The following is a 19,951-nucleotide window of genomic DNA, read 5'->3' on the forward strand; positions in this document are numbered from 1 at the left end:
GAGGCGTGCCTATAAGTGGTTTCGTTGCTGGTTGCACCCCTCCGGCGATCAGCGCACGGACCCGACGACCAATGGCATGGAGAAGCGGTTGACCACGCTGTGTAAACGACGCACCGGGCTGGTGGCTACGGCCGGCGTACTCGGCGGCGTACTCGCGGTTACGGCCATGGGCGGCACAAGCCACGCTGCCGCCGGCGGGAACGATGCCGGCAACCCCACGGCATCGCAGGCGCCTGCAGACCAGGCGGGCGCCCAGGAAGCCTCCGACGCGCGAATAGCGTTCACGCCCGGGCAAGGTGCCCGCAACGCCGGGGTCGACGACCCGGTCGGTGTCACCGTCAGCGACGGCAAGCTCACCAAGGTGACCATGACCGACGTCGCGACCGGTGCCGAGATCGCGGGCACCCTGTCCGCTGACGGCACCTCGTGGAAGCCGAACAGCCGGCTGGAGCGGGCCACCCGGTACCAGGTCGCCGCAGAGGCCGTGGACGCCGAGAACCGCTCCGTCACCGAGAACGCCACGATCACCACGGTCTCCCCGGGCAACGACTTCATCGGGCACCTCTCCCCCGAGGACGGCTCCACCGTCGGTGTGGGCATGCCGGTGACGGTCACCTTCGGCAAGGCGATCGGCGACAAGGCCGGCGTGGAGTCGGAGATCCAGGTCAGCTCCAGCAGCGGTCAGCGGGTCGTCGGCCACTGGTTCGGCGACCGCCGTCTGGACTTCCGCCCCGAGCACTACTGGAAGCCCGGCTCCACCGTCACCGTCACGCTCGACCGCTACGGCGTCCGCAAGACGGTGACGTTCAAGATCGGCCGGAGCCAGATCAGCACCGTCGACGCGAAGACGAAGCGGATGACCGTCGTCCGGGACGGCAAGAAGATCAAGACCATCCCGATCTCGTCGGGCAGCGCCGAGCACCCGACGTACAACGGGCAGATGGTGATCTCCGAGAAGTTCCGGCAGATCCACATGAACGGTGCGACCGTCGGCCTCACGGAGAAGGACGGCAAGCCCTCGTACGACATCAAGGCCGTACCGCACGCCATGCGCCTGACCGACTCGGGCACGTTCATCCACGGCAACTACTGGGGTGGCGACAAGGTCTTCGGCAAGGTCAACACGAGCCACGGCTGCGTGGGCCTGAAGGACGTCCGGGGCGGCGGCGACGGCAGGCAGCCCGCCGCGTGGTTCTTCGACCACTCGCTGATCGGCGACGTCGTGATCGTCAAGAACTCCCAGGACAAGACCACGCTGGCCCCGGACAACGGCCTCGGCGACTGGAACATGCCGTGGAACGAGTGGGTCGCGGGCAGCTCAACTCCCTGACACCACGCCGTGAGCCGGACGGGGAGCAGGCCAGGCACCACCAGGTAAGGCCCAACATCCGGCAGGGCGCGGACCTCACCAAGGTCATGGTCGGCGAAGACCATTGGCACCGCGTGGATCCGCCATGCGGGAGTCCCAGTTCGCCGAGACGGCACTCGCCGCCGCGACCGACGGGTCCCGGCGCGGCGGCGAGCCGGTGGCCGCTCATGCTCATGGCACGGCGGACATCATGATGTCGGTGGCCGCACGCGGCGGCAGTTGCCTGGGTGCCTTCTGCGGCCATGGCGGCAGCAACAACTCGGTCAACGCCCCGAGGTCGCACCCTCACGACGGCCACCTCGGCCGGGCTCATACCGAGCCGCGACCCAGCGCGGCTCCGGGCAGCAGTGCCCAGCGCTCCCGTTCCTCGCTCCCGCTCATGTTCCCCTCCCCTTCGGCTGGCCGCCCCTGCCCGTAGCCGCCTCCCTCCGGTTCAACGGTTCCGGCAGGTCGCCGTCCCTGCGCCGGGGTGACGGTCGGCAGGTACGCATGCCGGTCACCGATTGACGTCACTGGATGACGCGTCCGCCCGGCGGACCGCCAGGAGCGCCGCGCCGATGTCCGCCACCGCTCGTGGATCGGACAGGGAGCGGCCTGCCAGCTGCTCGATGCGGCGCAACCGGTAGCGGACGGTGTTGGGGTGGACGAAGAGACTGCGTGCCGTGTCCGCGGCGGAGCCGGCGGCGGCGTACCAGTGCTCCAGGGTCTCCAGGAGACGGGCACGCTCCGCGGCCGGGAGATCGAGCAGGGGCTTGAGGACCGCCTCCACGAGGTGCGCCGCCTCGGCCGGAGCGGCGGCGACGACCATGGCCAGCGGGTTGTCGTCGAACCGCGCGACGCCGGGGCCGGTGCCCGGGAGGCCGGCCAGGGCCAGACGGGCGAAGCGCAGAGCCTGGGGGGTGTCCCGCAGCGAGTGAAAGCGCGGGCTCACACCTACGCGGGCGCCCGCGCGGCGCAGGATGCGCAGACAGGTGTTCTCCACGGTCGCCGTGGGCAGGGCGGCCAAACCGATCTGCTGGTCGGGCAGCAGCCGCCAGGTGAAGTGGACCTGGGCCTGATGCAGTGCCGCCTCCGTCCCCGCCAGCGGCTCCTCGCCGGGAGCGTCGGCCGCCGCCACGGCGACCACGTAGGGCCCTCGGTCGGGCAGACCCAGCTCGCGGGCGGCCTCCCACAGCGTGCGGTCGGCGATGACGCCGGTGAACAGCGCCTCCACCAGGGCCGAGCGGCGCGCCTGACGCCGCGAGGTCAGCTCGGCGGTCGTCTCCCGGTAGGCCGCCGCGACCGCCTCCGCGTAGCAACCGAACAGGGCCCAGATCTCCGCGGAGTGCGACACCAGTTGGGCGTCGGTGACCTCGGAATGGGTGCGTGCCTCGGCGAGGACCTCCGTCCACAGGAGCTCGAAGCCGATCCGGTACGCGTGCAGGGTGTCCGCCAGCGGCACGCCCTGCTCGGCGCGCAGGCGGCCGGTCTCCCGGGCCGGGCCGGCGTCCTGGGCGCCGGAGCGGCCGAGCTGGTTCAGGATCAGGTCCGCGTTGGCGGTGCACGAGTGGCGCAGCGAGTCGAAGGAGATCAGCGACTCGTCCTTGTAGGCATCGACGTCCGAGCGGATCCGTTGCGCCATCCGTTCGCCCAGATCCGGCAACCTCACACGAAGCGCCGAAACCACACCCGAGAGGTTCATTCCCGCAGCGTAACGCTCCTGTTTTGTACTCATGAACAATCCGGGGAGGCAGACACTGTCATGCCTCATATAGGCCGTCGCCACCGTGGTCTGCACGATGTCGTCAGCGTGAACAGCGGATTTCGACGGCGACGTTCGTGGAGGCGGTCATGGCCAATCTGGCGGAGTTCCTGGTGGAGACGGCACGGCGGCAGCCGGAACGCCCCGCGCTGCGACTGGGGAGCCAGGTCACCAGCTACGCGGACCTCGACGAGCGCAGCGCCCGCGCCGCCACGCTGCTGCGGGCCGAGGGCGTGCGGCCGGGAGACCGGGTCGCCCTGATGCTCCCCAACGTTCCCGAGTTCGTCGTCCTGTACTACGGCGTGCTGCGCGCCGGAGCGGTCGTCGTACCGATGAACCCACTGCTGAAGACCCGGGAGACCGAGTACCACCTGCGCGACTCGGGTGCGGAGATGCTCTTCGAGTGGCACCAGGCGCCGGGCGAAGGGGCACAGGGCGCGGCCGCCGCCGGGGTGCGGCACATGGCCGTCGAGCCCGCCGCCTTCGCGGAGCTGCTGGCCGGTCACGAGCCGCTGCCGGAGGTGAGCGAGCCGGACAGCGAGGACGTGGCCGTGCTGCTGTACACCTCCGGCACCACCGGCCGGCCCAAGGGTGCCACGCTCACCCACAGCGGGCTGCGGCACAACACCGAGGTCAACGCGGTCCATGTGCAGCAGGTGACGGCAGAGGACGTGGTCGTGGGCTGTCTGCCGCTGTTCCACATCTTCGGCCAGATCTGCACGATGAGCGTGACCGTCCGCGCCGGTGCCTCGCTCACCCTGATCCCCCGCTTCGACCCGCAGACCGTGCTGGACGCCATCGCCCGCGACCGGGCGACGATCTTCGAGGGCGTACCGACCATGTACGCGGCGCTGCTCCAGCACCCGTCGGAGGCCGACGTGTCCACGCTGCGGATGTGCGTCTCCGGCGGGGCCTCGCTGCCGGTGGAGGTCCTGCACGGCTTCGAGCGTCGCTTCGGCTGCATCGTGCTGGAGGGCTTCGGCATGTCCGAGACCAGTCCGGTGGTCACCTTCAACCACCCCGACCGGCCGCGCAAGGCCGGGTCCATCGGCACGCCGATCAAGGACGTGGAGGTGCGGCTCCTCGACGACAAGGGCCAGGACGTGGCTCCCGGCGAGATCGGTGAACTGGCCGTGCGCGGGCCCAACGTGATGAAGGGGTACTGGAACCGCCCGGAGGAGACGGCGGCCACCATCCCGGACGGCTGGCTGCGCAGCGGCGACCTCGCGCGCCGGGACGAGGACGGCTACCTGTACATCGTCGACCGCAAGAAGGACATGATCATCCGCGGCGGCTACAACGTCTACCCGCGCGAGATCGAGGAGGTGCTCCACGAGCACCCGGCCGTTGCACTGGCCGCGGTGGTGGGCGTGGCCGACGCGCACCTCGGCGAGGAGATCGCGGCCGCGGTGGTGCTCCGCCCGAAGGCGCAGGCCACACCGGAGGAGCTCCGGCAGTTCGTCAAGGAGCGGGTGGCGGCGTACAAGTACCCGCGCGAAGTATGGCTCGTGGACACGCTGCCGACCGGTCCGAGCGGCAAGATACTCAAGCGGGAGATCAGCGCGCCGACGGGGTGAGGCCGGTCGTCTCCGCCTCTGTGCCTGGGCCCTCCGGTAATGCGACCCGTTCGGTCCCCGCTCTCCGTGGAGTGCGGGGACCGAGCGCTGCACACGCGCTCGGGAACAGCGGGTTCCTCGTCACCGGCGGCGCCACCTGCCCCTCCCCCACGCAGGAGGGCGCCATGAGAGACGCCGGCGTATAAACAGGCGCGTCTGACGCATATGAGCGTCTTCCTGCTGCGCCTAACGTGAGCGTCAGGCGAGGCGCCGCCCGCCGTTCCGTCACCTTTTCAGGGAAGTACTCATGGCGCAGACCATCACGTTGGGCGATGTGACCATCACTCGGATCGTCGAGTGGGAGGGCGACATCGCTCCCGCGCTCGACGTGGTACCCGGAAGCACGCCGGAGCTGTGGGAAGAGAACCGGTCATGGCTGGCACCCGACTTCTGGGACCCCGAGACCGGTCTGTACCGCGCCCACATGCAGACCTGGGTGGTGCGCAGCGAGGGCAAGACCATCCTCGTCGACACCGGCGCCGGCAACGACAAGGAGCGCCCCTACCTCCCCGTCCTCAGCAGGCTCGACACCGGCTTCCTCGACGACCTCGCCCAGGCAGGGGTACGTCCGGAGGACGTGGACTACGTCATCAACACGCACGTGCACGCCGACCACGTCGGCTGGAACACCGTACTGGCCGACCGGGAATGGGTACCGACCTTCCCCAACGCCAAGTACCTGATCAACAAGACGGACTTCGAGTTCTGGAACCCGGTCAACGGCACCGACCGCAAGGCCGTGGCCTTCGGACTGCCCGCCCATCTGGGCAACCAGAACATGTTCGAGGACAGCGTCGCGCCGGTCCACCAGGCCGGCCAGGCGGTGCTGTGGGAGGACGCCTACGTCATCGACGCGAACCTGCGCCTGGACGTGGCGCCCGGCCACACGCCCGGCTCGGCGGTCGTCACCCTGCGGTCGGGCACCGACTCGGCGGTCTTCGTCGGCGACATGATGCACAGCCCGGTGCAGATCCTCGATCCGGACCTGCACACCTGCTTCGACGAGGAGCCGAAGGAGGCCGGCGCCACCCGACGCCGTGTCCTGGAGTGGGCAGCCGACCACAACTCCCTCGTCCTGCCCGCGCATTTCCCCGGTGCGGGAGCCGCCGAGGTGCGGCGTACGGGCAGCCGTTTCGAGATCAAGGAGTGGGCCGCCTTCGGCCCGGAGGAGAACGCGGCCGGCTGAGCCGCTGCCGCCCCGTCGTGGCAGGACAGGCCCGGGACGAGCCACTCAGGCAGTGCGCGCCGGTGCCGTCGGGCGTCGGCGCGCACCTCGTCCCGGGCGGGTGCCCCCATCGGTCCCACAGTCCACCGCTCCCCCGCGTGCACGCCGCCATGGCGCCCACGCGTGTCAGATCCGCAGGAACACAGGAGTCCGTACGCCATGCCCCGCACCGTCGTCACCTCACCCCATGCACCCCATCCCCCGGCTCCGCTGTCCCAGGCGATACGCAAGGGCCCGATCCTCCAGCTGTCCGGACAGGTCGCCTTCGACACGGCGGGACACATCGTCGGCACGACGGTCACCGAGCAGACCGACCAGGTCATGCGCAACATCACGGCGGTTCTGCGGGCGGGCGGCGCGAACCTGGACGATGTCGTACTGCTGCGGGTCAACTTGACCGACACGGCGCACTTCGCGGATATGAACAGCGCGTACCAGAAGTACTGGGACTCGGAGCACCCGGCGAGGACCACCTTCTACGGCCCGCTGCCCGAGGGCCTCCTCGTGGAGATCGAGGCCCTCGCCGTTCTCGACGGGTGAGCCCGGGCGGCCGAACGCGCGTGACCTGCCGCGCCCGCCGAGCGAGCCATTACCCCCCGCCTGTCCTCTTGTTCCCCGAGGCGGGAGGTGCGGATGCGGGCAACGGGCCGGTGTCCTGCCCTGATCACCCGGCGGCCTGTCCGGTGCCGGTCGGTTGCGGTTCGTCGCACCGGCTCTTGCGGTAACTGCCGGGCGCCTGGCCGTACTCGCGCTTGAAGGCGTTGGCGAAGGCGAACTGTGACGAATAGCCCACGCGTGATGCGATGGCGGCGAGAGGTGCCTCGCTCTCGCGCAGCATGCGGGCCGCCGTGGCCAGCCGCCACCATGTCAGGTAGGCCAGCGGCGGCTGCCCCACCAGCGAGGTGAACCGGCGGGCGAAGGCCGCGCGCGACAACCCCGCCCGGGCACCGAGTTCCTGGACCGTCCACGGTGTGGCCGGGTCCTGGTGCATGCTGTGCAGCGCGGCGGCGATGGCCGTGTCCGTCAGCGCGGCCGGCCAGCCACAGCCCCCCGGCCGGGCGGCACGGTCCTCGGTGTAGGCGCGCATGATGTAGATCAGGAGCAGGTCGAGCAGCGCGGTGAGAGCGGCGCTGCTCCCGGGACGGGCCTGCTCCAGGTCCGCGCCGAGGAGGTCTACGGCGCCGCGCAGCGCCGGCCGGCTGCCCACCGTGGCCGGCAGATGCACGATGTCGGGCATCTCGGCCAGCAGCGGATGGGTACGGTCCTGGTCCAGCCGGTAGGCGCCGCACAGCAGGTCCGCGGACACGCCGTCCGTTCGCGCGAGCGGCACCGCCTCGGTGTCGGACCGGCGGGAACCCTCCAGCGGGTCGTGGTCGGCCCGGGGAATGCCGGCGTAGGGCAGGTCCGGGGAGTGGGCCAGGGCATGCTCCGTTCCCCGGGGAAGCAGTACGACATCGCCCATGCCGAGCGCGATCGGCTCTCCCTCGCGCGGGATCAGCCAGCAACTGCCGCGCAGGACCACGTGGAAGCCGGCGCCGGGAAAGGGGCCGTGCCGCTCACTCCACGGGCCGCACTTGCGATCCCGCGCGGTCAGGGGCCGTCCGGTGCGCATCAAGGTGATCACATCGCTCAGTACGTCCATGAACGTATGCCAACCCCCCGGCAGTCGAGACGAACACGTATAGATCCGCGCGTCTCAAGCATAGTTCGTCTACTTCGCCGACTTCTACAGTGAGGCGAAAGCCGCCATACGGCGGGTTCAGGCCGGGACATCCACGCCTCGAGGGAGACAACAGCCCCATGCACCACCACGCACAGGTCACCACGGCTCAGGGCACGGTCCGCGGCATGCAGCACGAGGGCGTCCATGCCTTCCGGGCCATTCCCTACGCGGCGCCACTCGTCGGGGCCTCGCGGTTCGCGGCGCCCCAGCCGCCGAGGCCGTGGAGCGGTGTCCGCGAGGCGGCCGCCGGCCCGACCGCGCCGGCTCCGCCGCCGGGCAGCCGCGTCAACGGCCTGGACCTGACCGCCCTGACCGGCGGCGGATGGATCGAGGGACCGGAGTACCTGACCCTGAACGTCTGGACGCCCGAACCGGCCGGTGCCGGCCTGCCGGTGATGCTGTTCGTCCACGGCGGCGGCTTCCTCGCCGGCACCGCGCAGGCACCGCTGTACGACGGCACGGCCTTCGCCCGCAGCGGTGTCGTCCTGGTGACGTGCAACTACCGGCTGGGCGCTCCTGGTTGGCTCCACCTGCCCGGCCGGCCGGACAACCGCGGGACGCTCGACGTCATCGCGGCACTGTCCTGGATCCAGGACAACATCGCCGCCTTCGGCGGCGATCCCCGCAACGTCACCGTCTTCGGCCAGTCCGCCGGGGCCACCCTCACCGCCACGGTCCTGGCCCAGGCGACGGCACCCGCCCTGCTGCGCCGCGCGATCAGCCAGAGCGGCAACGCCATGGGCGCCTTCACCACCGAGCAGGCAACCCGGGTCACCCACGCCGTCGCACGCCACCTGGGGGTGCGCCCCACGATCGAGGATTTCGCCGACATCCCCGACGTCCGCCTCGTCTCCGCCGTCACCGGCATCGCCGGCCTGGACCTGACGACCGAAGAACACCCGGACCCCCTGCTGGGACTGACCCCCCTCGCCCCCGTCCTGACAGCCGGAACGCTGGAGCAGCAGCCCGCCGAAGCAGTGGAGTCCGGAGCCGCCGCCGGCATCGACCTGCTGGTCGGCACCAACACCGACGAGGCGGCCCTGTACCTGGCGCCCACCGGCGCCCTGGCCGCCACCAGCGAACAGGACCTGCTCGCGCTGGCCGCCCGTATCCACCCCCAACCGCACAGCCTGTTGCACGCCTACCAGGCACAGCACCCCCAGGCCTCCGCCGCGCGGCTGCGCACCGTGATCATGACGGACCACCTGTTCGCGACCGGCAGCCGGCGCCTGGCCCATGCCCACGCCCGGCACCCGGACTCCCGTACCTACAGCTACGAGTTCTCCTGGCGGTCGGCCGCCTTCGACGGGAGCCTCGGAGCCTGCCACTGCATCGAACTGCCCTTCGTCTTCAACCGCACGGACCTGCCCTCCCTCTCGGGCCCTCAGGCACTGCTCGGCCCCGGCCCCGCCCCCCTGGAGGAGGCCGCGGCCGTGCACGCCGCCTGGGTCCGCTTCGCCTCCACGGGCGATCTCGACGGCCACGACAGCGACGGCTCCCCGCACGCGCTGCGCATCGAGCCGCTGGCAGCCACGCCCGTCGCCCCCTGACCCCCGTACCGGGGGCACACCTGCGCCGGTGCGCGGTGACGTCCCCGCTTGGCCGGCACCCGCGCCACGACACCCGGCACCGGAAGCCGACGGCGCAACACGCGGCCCTCAGGGCCGAGCCCCCCGCGGGCGGGCGGCTGCGTCCCGGTGGCCGCGGTGGTGGACCCGACGAGCGCGGCGGCGGGTCCCAGGCCGGGGCGCTCTCGGGGGACGCCTCGGTCAGAGCCTGCCGGACCCCTCACTTGAGCACACTCGCAGCCGCCTCCGCCGAGTGGGTGCCTTCCGGCCTGCCGGGCGGTGTCCTGCCGCCGCCGGCCGCACCCGCCTTCTAGCCTCGGCGGCATGCTGGGGCTTCCTGCTCACGTCCGTGCCTGCCTGTTCGACCTCGACGGGGTGCTCACCCAGACCGCGAAAGTCCACGCGGCCGCCTGGAAGGAGATGTTCGACGGCTATCTCCGCGAGCGCGCCACCCGAGAGGGGACCGCGTTCGTGCCGTTCGACGCGGTCGACGACTACGACGAGTACGTGGACGGGCGGCCCCGTGAGGACGGTGTGCGCACGTTCCTCGCGGCGCGCGGGGTGCACCTGTCCGAGGGCTCCGCGGACGACCCTCCGGAGGCGGAGACCGTGAACGGACTGGGCAACCGGAAGAACAACCTGGTGCTGCGGCGGATCCGCGAGGACGGGGTGGAGCCCTACGAGGGCTCGGTCCGTTTCGTTCACGCGGCGCGGGAGGCCGGGCTGCGCTGCGCGGTGGTGTCCTCCAGCGCGAACTGCCGGGACGTCCTGGTCGCGGCAGGCATCGAGGACCTGTTCGACGAGCGGATCGACGGAGTCGTGGCGCACGAGCGTCAACTACGCGGCAAGCCCGCCCCGGACACCTATCTGGAGGCGGCACGCGAGCTGGGCACGGACCCGGACGAGGCGGCCGTGTTCGAAGACGCCCTGGCCGGTGTCGAGGCGGGCCGGGCGGGCCGGTTCGGCGTGGTCGTCGGGGTCGACCGGGTCGGACAGGCGGAGCAACTGCGGGCGCACGGTGCGGATGTGGTGGTCCGGGACCTGGCAGAGCTTCTGGAGTCGCGATGATCACCCATCCCAGCTTCACGGTCGAGCCGTGGTGCCTGCGCGAGACCGAGCTGAACCTCGATGTGCTCGCGCAGAGCGAATCGGTGTTCGCGCTGTCCAACGGGCACGTCGGCTGGCGCGGGAACCTCGACGAGGGAGAACCGCACGGTCTGCCCGGCGCCTACCTCAACGGCGTCTACGAGCGGCACCCACTGCCGTACGCGGAAGCAGGCTACGGTTACCCCGAGTCCGGCCAGACGATGATCAACGTCACCGACGGCAAGATCATCCGACTGCTGGTCGACGACCACCCCTGCGATCTGCGCTACGGCCGGCTGCTGGCCCACGAACGGGTCCTGGACTTCCGAACCGGCATCCTCAGCCGGACCGCGCGCTGGACCTCGCCCGGCGGCCGTACGGTCCGGATCACCTCACGGCGGCTCGTGTCGTTCACCCAGCGCGCGGTGGCCGCGGTGGTGTACGAGGTCGAGCCGCTCGACGGGCCGACCACGGTGGCCGTACAGTCCGAGCTCGTCGCCAACGAGCAGCTGCCCCGGTTCGAGGGCGACCCCCGTGTCGCCGCGGCGACCGAGTCCCCGCTGGCGCCCGAGGAGCACTTCGCGCAGGACACCCGGCTGCGGCTCGTGCACTGCACCCACCGCAGCAGGCTGCGGGTGGGGGCAGCGGCCGATCACCTCGTCGAGGGGCCCGAGAGCACCCGGTGGACGGCACAGAGCGAGCCCGATGTCAGCCGGCTGACGGTGACCGCGGACCTGGTGCCCGGTCGGCCGCTGCGGCTGGTGAAGGTGGTCGCGTACGGCTGGTCCGGGGAGCGTTCGCTGCCGGCCGTGCACGACCAGGTGGACGGGGCGGTGGCGGCCGCGGTCAGCACCGGCTGGGACGGACTGGTCGCCGCGCAGCGGGCGTACCTGGACCGCTTCTGGGCCGGCGCGGACGTCGAGGTGGAGGGCGACGCGCAGATCCAGCAGGCGGTGCGGTTCGCCCTGTTCCACGTGCTCCAGGCGGCGGCCCGCGGCGAGAACCGGGCGATTCCCGCGAAGGGCCTGACCGGAACCGGCTACGACGGGCACTCCTTCTGGGACACCGAGTCCTATGTGCTGCCGGTCCTCACCTTCACCGCACCCGAGACCGTCGCGTCGGCGCTGCGCTGGCGGCACCGGACGCTGCCGGCGGCACGAGAGCGCGCACACCAACTCGGCCTGTCCGGTGCGACGTTCCCCTGGCGGACCATCGACGGCGCGGAGTGCTCGGCCTACTGGCCCGCCGGGACGGCCGCCTTCCACGTCAACGCCGACATCGCCATGGCCGTCGTACGGTACGTCACGGTGACCGGGGACGAGGACTTCGAGCGCGCCGAGGGACTCGACCTCCTCGTGCACACCGCGCGGCTGTGGCGCTCCCTCGGCCACCATGACGCGGAAGGCGTCTTCCACATCGACGGGGTCACCGGCCCGGACGAGTACAGCGCCTTCGCCCGGGACAACCTGTACACCAACCTGATGGCCCGCCACAACCTCATGGCAGCCGCCGACGTGACCACCCGTTACCCGGAGCGGGCCGCGGAACTCGGCGTCGACGACGAGGAGGCCGCGGTGTGGCGGGACGCGGCGGCCCGCATCGCGCTGCCGTACAACGAGTCTCTCGGCGTCCACGAACAGTCGGCCGGTTTCACGAGCTTCCAGCGCTGGGACTTCGAGGCGACACCGCCCGAGAACTACCCCCTGCTGCTGCACTACCCCTATTTCGACCTGTACCGCAGGCAGGTGGTGAAGCAGGCCGACCTGGTGCTGGCGATGATGGAGTGCCCCCACCTCTTCACCGAGGAGCAGAAGGCGCGCAACTTCGCCTACTACGACGCCCTCACCGTACGCGATTCCTCTCTCTCGGCGTCCTGCCAGGCGGTGCTCGCTGCCGAGACCGGGCACCTGCGGCTGGCCTACGCCTACCTCGGTGAGGCCGCGCTGATGGACCTGGACGATCTGGAGCACAACACCCGTGACGGGCTGCACATCGCCTCCCTCGCCGGAACCTGGATCGCCCTGGTCGCAGGGTTCGGCGGGATGCGCCGGTACCTCGGTGAGGACGGAAACCCGGACCGGCTGGCCTTCACACCGCGCCTGCCGGAAGCACTGGCCAGGATCGCGTTCACCGTGCTGGTACGCGGACGCAGGCTCACGGTCGACGTCGGCCGGTCCCGTACCAGGTACCAGCTGAAGGAAGGCGAACCACTGCTCCTGCTGCACCACGGAGTACCGACGACCGTGACCACCGACGCACCGGTCGACCGCCCGACACCCCCCGTAACGGCCCGGCCCGAACCGCAACAACCGTTGAACCGCCGCCCGATGGGCCTGTCCACCGGGCAGGAGCCGCGGGCCGAGGCCGCCGAGTGACCAAGCGGTCCACCGCGCCTGCGCGACAACGCGTCGGGCGGCCGCCGTTCGGACGGTCAGACGGCTGTCCCTCCCGCGCCCGGTGTCGGCCCGGCGGCGATGGAGAAGCCGAGGACGAGGCCGTCGTCGGCGGCGTGCGCCGAGGTGAGCGCGACGCCGTGGGGCAGTGAGGTCAGGGCCACGGTCCTGGGCCGCAGTTCGTCGCGCAGTCCCGAGGTGGCCGGCAGTTCGGCGAGGTCGTCGACGGCCACGCTTCGGCCGAGGACGCTCACCGTGGTGGGCGTGATGGTGAAGGCGTGCGCGGTCGTGGACAGGGTGGCCCGCACGGCGACCGGCAGGCCCAGGCGGCCGACGTTTCCCGAGAGGATCAGATCGCCGTCCTGGCCGTCGGCGGTCAGGCCGTTGCCCATCGCGCCCAGGCGCCGGCTCACCTGGTCGTATCCCACAGTGGCGGTCGCGGTGCCACCGGCGCTGTCGCCGTTGGTCGTCACGTCTTTCAGGTGGACGGTCACATCCAGCACGGCGTGCTGACGGTGTACGCCCTTCGCGCTCACCTCGACGTCCCCCACCTCCCCGCCCAGGGTGCGCAGGCCCGCGAGGGGGGTGGTGAGGTCGGCGCGCACCGAGCCGTCCGGCCGCAGCCGGTGCGCGGCCCGGGTGACGATCCGCCCCTCGGTGCGGTGCTCCACCAGAAGGTCGGTCGCGCCGGTGAGCAGGGCCAGGGTCGCGGCGATGGCGGCCAGGACGATGCGGGTCTTTCCGCGGAAGTTCGGTCTCACGGGACAACTGCTCCAGGTCGGTCGGCGGACGGTCAGGCGTGCAGGCGCGGGAGGACCCGGTCGAGCCGGCGGGGTATCCACCAGTTCGCCCGCCCGATGAGGAACATGGCGGACGGCACCAGGATCAGGCGGACCACCGTGGCGTCGACGACCACGCTGATCGCCAGCCCCAGGGCGAGCATCTTCACGACCACGGTCGGTGAGGCGGTGAAGGACAGGAACACAGCGGTCATGATGAACGCGGCAGCGGAGATCACGCGTGCCGTCGCGGACAGCCCCTCCCCCACGGCGAGCCGGTTGTCGCCCGTGCGGTGCCAGGCCTCGGCGATCCGGGACAGCAGGAAGATCTCGTAGTCCATGGACAGCCCGAAGACGATCGCGAACATCATCATCGGCACGTACGACTCGATGGGCACCGGCTCCGAGAGTCCCAGCAGCGAGTCGCCCCACCCCCACTGGAAGACCGCGACGAGCACGCCGTAGGACGCCGCCGTGGTGCACAGGTTCAGCACGACGGCCTTGAGCGGGATGACCAGGCTGCGGAAGACGGTCATGAGCAGCAGGAAGGCGAGGACCAGGACGATGCCGATGACGATGGGCAGCCGTTCGCCGACCGTGTCCCGGAAGTCGGCCTGGCCGGCCACGGTGCCGGTGAGATAGGCCTTGGCGCCTGTGCCGTTCAGGGCGTCCGGCAGTGTCCGTCCGGAGAGGGTGGCGACCAGGTCGCCGGTGGCGGCGTCCTGCGGGCCGGTGGTCGGGGTCAGCGTGGTGACGAGGATTTTTCCGTCGGCGCTCGCTTTGACGGGGGTGAAGGCGGCCACGCCGTGGGTGGTTCTCAGGGCCGTGGCCAGGTCGCTGGTGATCCGGTCGACAGGCGACTTCGCGTCACGCACGTCGACGACGGTGACGATCGGCCCGTTCGCTCCCGCTCCGAAGCCCTGCCCGTCGGCGTGTGCGATCCAGTCGTAGGCGGTTCGGGTGCTGCTGCCGGGCCGGTCGGCGCCGGCGTCGACGTGGCCGAGGCGCATGGACAGCAAGGGCAGCGAGCACATGCCGAGGACGGCGACGCCGACGGCGAGGAACGTCCAGGGGCGCCGGGCGACGAGGTCCGCATAGCGGTTCCGGCCGTCGCCGGCCGCCGTGCCCTCGGCGACCGGGCGGCGCAGCCGGAATCGGTCGATGTGCCTGCCCACCAGTCCCAGGGACGCCGGTACGAGGGTGAGCGCGGCAGCGGCGGTGACGACCACGGCGAGGGTGGCCGCGAGGCCGATCTTGCCGATGAAGGTCAGCCCACAGGCATAGAGGCTGAGCATGGCGACGGCCACGGTCACGGCGGCGACGAGGACGGCGCGTCCGCTGGTGTGCGCGGTGCGGGCCGCGGCGTCGGCCGGGTCGCGCCCGTCGATGAGGTCCTGGCGGAAGCGCGTCGTCAGGAACAGGGCGTAGTCGATGCCGACCCCCAGGCCGATCATGCCGGCAAGGGTGGTGGCCGAGGTCGCGAAGGAGAGGGTGGCGGCGACGATGCCCACGATGCCGAGACCGACCCCGACGCCGATCAGCGCGGTGATCAGCGGCAGCAGCGCGGCGAGGACACTGCCGAAGGCCAGCAGCAGGAGGACGAGGGCGGTGACGACGCCCACACCCTCGCTCAGCTTGTCGTCGGCCGGTGCACGGACGACCTGGTCCAGGTCGCCGCCGTAGGCGACGCCGAGTCCTGCCGCCCGGGCAGGGCCGGTCGCCTTGTCCAGTCGGCCGGTGTAGTCGTGGCCGAGGTTCTTGAGCTGCTCGTCGAAGGAGACGGTGGTGTACGCGGTGCGTCCGTCGGCGCTGGTGACGGGCGCCGAGACGGCAGTGACGTGCGGCAGATCACGCAGCTCGGCCAGGGTGCGGTCGAGCGCGGACCGGTGGTCGGCCACGGTGCCGGAGCCGGTGTGGAACACGACCTTGCCGTTGGGTCTGCCCGCCCCGGGCATCGAGGTGGCGAGGAGGTCGGCGCCGGTGTGGGAGGCGGTGCCGGGCAGGCTGACCTGGTCGCTGAACGTGGGCGCGGCGAGATGCCGTCCGGCCAGTGCGGCCACGAGAACCAGCAGCCAGGCGGCGATCACCGCGGCCGGGTGCCGGGCACAGAAGCCGCCCAGGCGGCCGAGTCCGCTGCGGGCCGCGGCCGAGTCGGTCGCCGGAGGGGCGGCGCTGTGCGCCCCGCTCGGCGGGGCTGGGTGCGGTAGAGGTCGGGCCACCGTTGCCTCCTAGAAAGTGTCACGAGTGACACGAACTGTAGAGACAAAGTGGCATGGATGACAATTGACATCGGTGACATTTGCGCGGGTGACGCTTCGTGGGAGTGACACGGGTGTCAATTGACAGTCGCGTCACACGGCGGGAGGCTTCGGACCATGCCCAGTGAGATCGCCACCGCCGGACTGCGCGAACGGAAGAAGGAGGAGACGCGGCACCGCCTGCTGGAAGGGGCCGCGCGCCTGTTCAAGGAACGCGGCTTCGAGGCCACCACCGTCGCGGACATCGCCGCATACGCGAACGTCTCCGTGCGCACCTTCTTCCGCTACTTCGAGAGCAAGGAGGCGCTCCTGCTGCCGGACAGCGTCGAGATCTTCGCCTACGTCGAGGACGCCCTGGCCCGGCGTCCGGCGGACGAGGCGCCCCTGGACGCGGTGTGCAACGCCCTCCTGGAGGCGGCCGAGCCGTTCGCCGCCTCCACCCTGACCGCCCTCAGCCATCCCGTCCAAGGGATCGAGAACGTCGTCACGGCCCGGCTCGTCCAGGCCTTCTCCGACTTCGAGGAGCGGCTCACCGTCCTGGTCCAGCGCAGACTGCCGCCGGACACGCCGGACGCCGATCTCACGGCCGCGGTGATCGCCTGCGCCGCCCTCTCGGCGGTCCGCGCCGTCCTGCGCACCCGCAGGGCGCGCCGGGCCTCCGGCCTCACGGACACCGGCCCGGCGCCCTTGCTTCGCGCCCTCGGGATACTGCGGGCGATCGGCTCCGAACAGCCCTGACGGCGCGTGGGGCCGGTGGGCGCAGCGGGGCGCCTGCGGTGGTCAGCGCTCTGCGGGTCCCGAAGGAGGAACGGGAGAAAGAGCCCCGGTGGATCCGGCTGTCTCAGGCGGCAGAGGACAGCTACTGCTGGAACGCGACCGTTCCGGGCCGGACCACGACGGCGGGCAGCGTCACCCTGCCGCTCCGGCTGAACACCAGTGTGAAACACACCAGGTCGCCCGGGCGCCACTGCTCGGCCGGGACCGTCACCGTCAGGTCCACCCCGTACGGCGACATGGCGACGCTCTTCCCCGCCCGTATCTCGACCGACTCGATCGAAGTCCGGTAGGCAGTCGTGCCGCTCCGCATGTGGTGGCGGGCCAAACCCACTCCTCCGGGGGCGTCGGCCGATGTGACCGCAACCAGACGGTCGTCGGAGCCGCCCTCGTTGGTCATGCGGAAGAACGCCGCCGTCTCCAAGGAGCCGGCGGCCGGCAGGAGGACGCGTCCTTCGGTGACGCGTATGCGGGCCGGGCCGCCCGCGTTGCCCGTGCCCACCCAGGTGGTCAGGCCCGCGAGAGCCAGGCTGGACGCCGCGACGGGCACCAGGACGGCAAGGAGAGCGTCGGTCGGCCGACGGCGACCGCCGAGCCGGGCCGTCAGGCGGGTGAGCCGTCCGTTCACCGGTGACCAGCCCTCCTCCGCCGTCGCTCCCGCGCCGGAGGGGCCGATGGCTGCCAGGCGCGCAGGCGCAGGCTGTTGCCCACCACCAGCAGGGAGCTTGCCGACATGGCGGCCGCCGCCACCATCGGGGTGAGCAGTCCGACCATGGCGAGCGGCACGGTGACGGCGTTGTAGCCGAAGGCCCACACCAGGTTGGCCCGGATCGTGCCGAGCGTGCGCCGGGCGAGCAGCACGGCGTCGCCCAGGGCCTCGATGTCACCGCGCACGAGAGTGAGGTCGGCCGCGCCGATGGCCGCGTCCGTACCGCTGCCCATGGCGATGCCCAGATCGGCGCCGGCGAGCGCTGCGGCGTCGTTCACGCCGTCGCCGACGACCGCGACCCGGCCGCCCTCCTTCTGCAGGCGCCCTACCAGGGCCGCCTTGTCCTCGGGCGTGCAGCGGGCATGCACCTCGTCGATGCCGAGCGCGTCGGCCACGGCCCGGGCGGGTGCCTCGCGGTCCCCGGTGGCGAGCACGGGGCGGATCCCGAGCCTGCGCAGCCGGTGCACGGCCCGGTAGCTGCCGGGCCGGACGACGTCGCCGACCGCGATCAGCGCCTCGGCCACTCCGTCCACCCGCACGAGGACCGGCGTGTGCGCGGCGGTCTCCGCCGCGGCGAGTGCGTCCGCCAGGGCGGTGGGCAACTCGCCGTCCGGTGCCACTACTTCCACTGTGCGGCCGTCCACGCGGCCACGTACTCCCCGCCCCGGCACGGCCTCGAAGTCCCGCACGGGCACCAGGGGTTCCTCGGCGGACGAGCGCCGGGCGTGTGCGGCGACGGCCCGTCCGAGGGGGTGCTCCGAGCCCTGTTCCACGGCACCGGCCAGACGGAGGGCGGCTCCCTGACCGAGACCGCCTGGAGCGGCAGTGATCCGTACGACGGTCATGTGGCCGCTGGTCAGCGTGCCGGTCTTGTCCAGGACGACCGTGTCGACGTGCCGGAGCGTCTCCAGCGTCCGGGGGCCGCTGACCAGCACGCCCAGTTGGGCTCCGCGGCCGGTGGCGGCCATCAGCGCGGTCGGCGTTGCCAGGCCCAGCGCGCAGGGGCAGGCCACGACGAGTACGGCCACGCATGCGGTGATCGCCGCCTGCGGGTCGGCTCCGGCGCCGAGCCAGAATCCGAGCACGGTGACGGCGATGGTGAGCACGACGGGCACGAAGACGCCGGCCACCGCGTCGGCCAGCCGCTGCGCCCTCGCCTTGCCCGCCTGTGCTTGCGTCACCAGCTCGGTGATGCGAGCCAGCCGAGTATCGGCTCCGACGGCGGTGGCACGGACGAACAGCAGCCCGCCGGTGTTCACGGCTCCGCCGACCAGAGGCGAACCGGGCCCCACCTCGACGGGGTCGCTCTCGCCGGTGACCAGGGAGAGGTCCACGGCGGAACTGCCCTCCACCACCCGGCCGTCGGTGGCGACCCGCTCGCCGGGCCGCACGGCGAAGACCTGCCCCACACCCAGCTGCTCGATGGGTACGGAACGCTCGCCGTGCTCGTCACGCACGGACACCTCCTTGGCGGCGAGTCCCGCCAGTGATCGCAACGCCGCCCCTGTCCCCCGCCTGGCCCGTGCCTCCAGGAACCTGCCGGTCAGGACGAACAGCGGGACACCGACCGCGGCCTCCAGGTACACGTGCGCGGGACCGTCCGACGCGGACGGCAGCAGACTGAACGGCATCCGCATCCCGGGGTCGCCCGCGCCGCCGAGGAACAGTGCGTACGCCGACCAGGAGAAGGAGGCCACCACCCCCAGCGAGACGAGGGTGTCCATGGTGGCCGTGGAGTGGCGCAGCCCCCGTACCGCCCGTACGTGGAACGGCCAGGCGCTCCACACCGCGACCGGAGCCGCCAGCACGAAGCACAGCCACTGCCAGTTGCGAAACTGCAGGGACGGCACCATCGACAGCATCAGGACGGGGACGGCGAGCAGCGCGGTGACGATGAGCCGCTCACGTTCCCGCCGGGTGACTGCCTCGGCATCGTCCTCGTCACCGGCCGCCTCGTCACGCTTCTGCGGCGCGGGCGGCTCGGGGAGCGCGGCCTCGTATCCTGCCTTTTCGACGGCCGTGACGAGGACTTCCGGGAGGATGTCCGCCGGATGACCGACCCGGGCGAGTCCGGTGGCGAGATTGACGGTCGCCGTGACGCCGTCCAGCTTGGCGAGGATCTTCTCCACCCGCCGCACACAGGCGGCGCACGTCATGCCGCCGACCCTCAGGTCCGTGACCACGAGCGGCCCCGGCGGTTCGGCTCCCATCACTCACCGCCCCCGTGCATGCCGGGCATGCCACCGGTGTCACCGCCGCCGACGCCACCACCGCCCCCGCCGGCTCCGGTGCCGTGCATGCCGGGCGCCACGGGTCCGGCGGCCGATCCCACGGCATACGACACCGCGAAGACCAGCGCCAGCAGCAACAGAAAGCCGCAGAGCGCGGGCGGGGGCGTCATCCTGCGGGCACCCACGTCCGCACCGCGGGAGGGGTGCCGGGACTCGGTCATGCTCGACCTTCCTGCTCGCGTCGAACCGTCGTACGGCGAGGAGGAGTCTCAGCCGTACCGCTCTAGGAGTCGGACGGACCGAAGGCCGAGTTCCGGCATCGAACCATGGCGTACGCCACATGGCGGACCCGCGCGCTACACGTCCCCGCCGTTGCGCGCGCACGACGGCGAAGGCGGCCGCAGCCGGGCCCCGTACGCTCGCGCTGGAGGGCTGGGACGCGAAGGGCGGCGGACCTTGTGTTCACGGTGCTCGGGTCG

General features: G+C 71.7%; 16 protein-coding genes. 9 read left to right on the forward strand and 7 right to left on the reverse strand.

Annotation, left to right across the window (positions count from 1 at the left end; genetic code table 11):
* Positions 1 to 76 precede the first annotated feature (76 nt).
* Complete coding sequence (locus S1361_RS04785) at positions 77 to 1,330, forward strand: L,D-transpeptidase (protein WP_208030594.1); 1,254 nt, start codon at positions 77 to 79, stop codon at positions 1,328 to 1,330.
* 124 nt (positions 1,331 to 1,454) lie between these two features.
* On the forward strand, positions 1,455 to 1,787 hold the full coding sequence (locus S1361_RS04790) for a hypothetical protein (RefSeq protein WP_208030595.1): 333 nt from the start codon (positions 1,455 to 1,457) through the stop codon (positions 1,785 to 1,787).
* Positions 1,788 to 1,865: 78 nt separating this feature from the next.
* On the opposite strand, the gene S1361_RS04795 is transcribed toward S1361_RS04790, so the two are convergent.
* Positions 1,866 to 3,035, reverse strand: a complete 1,170-nt coding sequence (locus S1361_RS04795; RefSeq protein ID WP_208036460.1) for a PucR family transcriptional regulator — start codon at positions 3,033 to 3,035, stop codon at positions 1,866 to 1,868.
* A 164-nt stretch (positions 3,036 to 3,199) separates the two neighbouring features.
* On the opposite strand from S1361_RS04795, the gene S1361_RS04800 reads away from it, so the two are divergent.
* The 3 genes from S1361_RS04800 (at position 3,200) to S1361_RS04810 (ending at position 6,491) form a co-directional block, all read left to right on the forward strand.
* Positions 3,200 to 4,687, forward strand: a complete 1,488-nt coding sequence (locus S1361_RS04800; RefSeq protein WP_208030596.1) for a long-chain-fatty-acid--CoA ligase — start codon at positions 3,200 to 3,202, stop codon at positions 4,685 to 4,687.
* Positions 4,688 to 4,973: 286 nt separating this feature from the next.
* Positions 4,974 to 5,912, forward strand: coding sequence for an MBL fold metallo-hydrolase (locus S1361_RS04805; protein ID WP_208030597.1), 939 nt, complete (start codon positions 4,974 to 4,976; stop codon positions 5,910 to 5,912).
* A 198-nt stretch (positions 5,913 to 6,110) separates the two neighbouring features.
* Positions 6,111 to 6,491, forward strand: coding sequence for a RidA family protein (locus S1361_RS04810; RefSeq protein ID WP_208030598.1), 381 nt, complete (start codon positions 6,111 to 6,113; stop codon positions 6,489 to 6,491).
* Between the two features lie 124 nt (positions 6,492 to 6,615).
* On the opposite strand, the gene S1361_RS04815 is transcribed toward S1361_RS04810, so the two are convergent.
* Positions 6,616 to 7,593 (reverse strand): AraC family transcriptional regulator, encoded by a 978-nt coding sequence (locus S1361_RS04815; RefSeq protein ID WP_208030599.1) that lies wholly within the window; start codon positions 7,591 to 7,593, stop codon positions 6,616 to 6,618.
* Positions 7,594 to 7,751: 158 nt separating this feature from the next.
* On the opposite strand from S1361_RS04815, the gene S1361_RS04820 reads away from it, so the two are divergent.
* The 3 genes from S1361_RS04820 (at position 7,752) to S1361_RS04830 (ending at position 12,703) form a co-directional block, all read left to right on the forward strand.
* On the forward strand, positions 7,752 to 9,224 hold the full coding sequence (locus S1361_RS04820; RefSeq protein WP_208030600.1) for a carboxylesterase/lipase family protein: 1,473 nt from the start codon (positions 7,752 to 7,754) through the stop codon (positions 9,222 to 9,224).
* 342 nt (positions 9,225 to 9,566) lie between these two features.
* Positions 9,567 to 10,310, forward strand: coding sequence for an HAD family hydrolase (locus S1361_RS04825; protein WP_208030601.1), 744 nt, complete (start codon positions 9,567 to 9,569; stop codon positions 10,308 to 10,310).
* Positions 10,307 to 12,703 (forward strand): glycoside hydrolase family 65 protein, encoded by a 2,397-nt coding sequence (locus tag S1361_RS04830; protein ID WP_208030602.1) that lies wholly within the window; start codon positions 10,307 to 10,309, stop codon positions 12,701 to 12,703. Before S1361_RS04825 ends, S1361_RS04830 begins: the two co-directional genes overlap by 4 nt.
* Before the next feature lie 56 nt (positions 12,704 to 12,759).
* Here S1361_RS04830 and S1361_RS04835 read toward each other — a convergent pair whose 3' ends face one another.
* Positions 12,760 to 13,482, reverse strand: a complete 723-nt coding sequence (locus tag S1361_RS04835; protein WP_208030603.1) for an LmeA family phospholipid-binding protein — start codon at positions 13,480 to 13,482, stop codon at positions 12,760 to 12,762.
* 32 nt (positions 13,483 to 13,514) lie between these two features.
* On the reverse strand, positions 13,515 to 15,719 hold the full coding sequence (locus S1361_RS04840; protein ID WP_208030604.1) for an MMPL family transporter: 2,205 nt from the start codon (positions 15,717 to 15,719) through the stop codon (positions 13,515 to 13,517).
* 156 nt (positions 15,720 to 15,875) lie between these two features.
* On the opposite strand from S1361_RS04840, the gene S1361_RS04845 reads away from it, so the two are divergent.
* Positions 15,876 to 16,496 (forward strand): TetR/AcrR family transcriptional regulator, encoded by a 621-nt coding sequence (locus S1361_RS04845; protein ID WP_208030605.1) that lies wholly within the window; start codon positions 15,876 to 15,878, stop codon positions 16,494 to 16,496.
* A gap of 121 nt (positions 16,497 to 16,617) precedes the next feature.
* Here S1361_RS04845 and S1361_RS04850 read toward each other — a convergent pair whose 3' ends face one another.
* Genes S1361_RS04850 through S1361_RS04860 form a run of 3 tightly spaced genes read right to left on the reverse strand, consistent with a single transcriptional unit; the run spans position 16,618 to position 19,693 of the window.
* Positions 16,618 to 17,160 carry a copper chaperone PCu(A)C gene (locus S1361_RS04850; RefSeq protein ID WP_208030606.1) on the reverse strand — a complete coding sequence of 181 codons (543 nt, stop codon included), beginning with the start codon at positions 17,158 to 17,160 and terminating at the stop codon, positions 16,618 to 16,620.
* Positions 17,157 to 19,451 carry a heavy metal translocating P-type ATPase gene (locus S1361_RS04855; RefSeq protein WP_208030607.1) on the reverse strand — a complete coding sequence of 765 codons (2,295 nt, stop codon included), beginning with the start codon at positions 19,449 to 19,451 and terminating at the stop codon, positions 17,157 to 17,159. Before S1361_RS04855 ends, S1361_RS04850 begins: the two co-directional genes overlap by 4 nt.
* On the reverse strand, positions 19,451 to 19,693 hold the full coding sequence (locus S1361_RS04860; RefSeq protein ID WP_208030608.1) for a hypothetical protein: 243 nt from the start codon (positions 19,691 to 19,693) through the stop codon (positions 19,451 to 19,453). Before S1361_RS04860 ends, S1361_RS04855 begins: the two co-directional genes overlap by 1 nt.
* Positions 19,694 to 19,951: the final 258 nt, after the last annotated feature.

The sequence above is a fragment of the Streptomyces cyanogenus genome (genome assembly GCF_017526105.1).
In the GTDB taxonomy this organism is placed as follows: domain Bacteria; phylum Actinomycetota; class Actinomycetes; order Streptomycetales; family Streptomycetaceae; genus Streptomyces; species Streptomyces cyanogenus.

What these genes read in the sequence shown, in the direction of transcription:
- S1361_RS04810 (WP_208030598.1), top strand. Translation starts at nt 6,111, where the DNA reads ATGCCCCGCACCGTCGTCACCTCACCCCATGCACCCCATCCCCCGGCT.
- S1361_RS04825 (WP_208030601.1), top strand. Translation starts at nt 9,567, where the DNA reads ATGCTGGGGCTTCCTGCTCACGTCCGTGCCTGCCTGTTCGACCTCGAC.
- S1361_RS04800 (WP_208030596.1), top strand. Translation starts at nt 3,200, where the DNA reads ATGGCCAATCTGGCGGAGTTCCTGGTGGAGACGGCACGGCGGCAGCCG.
- S1361_RS04805 (WP_208030597.1), top strand. Translation starts at nt 4,974, where the DNA reads ATGGCGCAGACCATCACGTTGGGCGATGTGACCATCACTCGGATCGTC.
- S1361_RS04815 (WP_208030599.1), bottom strand. Translation starts at nt 7,593, where the DNA reads ATGGACGTACTGAGCGATGTGATCACCTTGATGCGCACCGGACGGCCC.
- S1361_RS04845 (WP_208030605.1), top strand. Translation starts at nt 15,876, where the DNA reads ATGCCCAGTGAGATCGCCACCGCCGGACTGCGCGAACGGAAGAAGGAG.
- S1361_RS04830 (WP_208030602.1), top strand. Translation starts at nt 10,307, where the DNA reads ATGATCACCCATCCCAGCTTCACGGTCGAGCCGTGGTGCCTGCGCGAG.
- S1361_RS04855 (WP_208030607.1), bottom strand. Translation starts at nt 19,451, where the DNA reads ATGGGAGCCGAACCGCCGGGGCCGCTCGTGGTCACGGACCTGAGGGTC.
- S1361_RS04785 (WP_208030594.1), top strand. Translation starts at nt 77, where the DNA reads ATGGAGAAGCGGTTGACCACGCTGTGTAAACGACGCACCGGGCTGGTG.
- S1361_RS04790 (WP_208030595.1), top strand. Translation starts at nt 1,455, where the DNA reads ATGCGGGAGTCCCAGTTCGCCGAGACGGCACTCGCCGCCGCGACCGAC.
- S1361_RS04820 (WP_208030600.1), top strand. Translation starts at nt 7,752, where the DNA reads ATGCACCACCACGCACAGGTCACCACGGCTCAGGGCACGGTCCGCGGC.
- S1361_RS04860 (WP_208030608.1), bottom strand. Translation starts at nt 19,693, where the DNA reads ATGACCGAGTCCCGGCACCCCTCCCGCGGTGCGGACGTGGGTGCCCGC.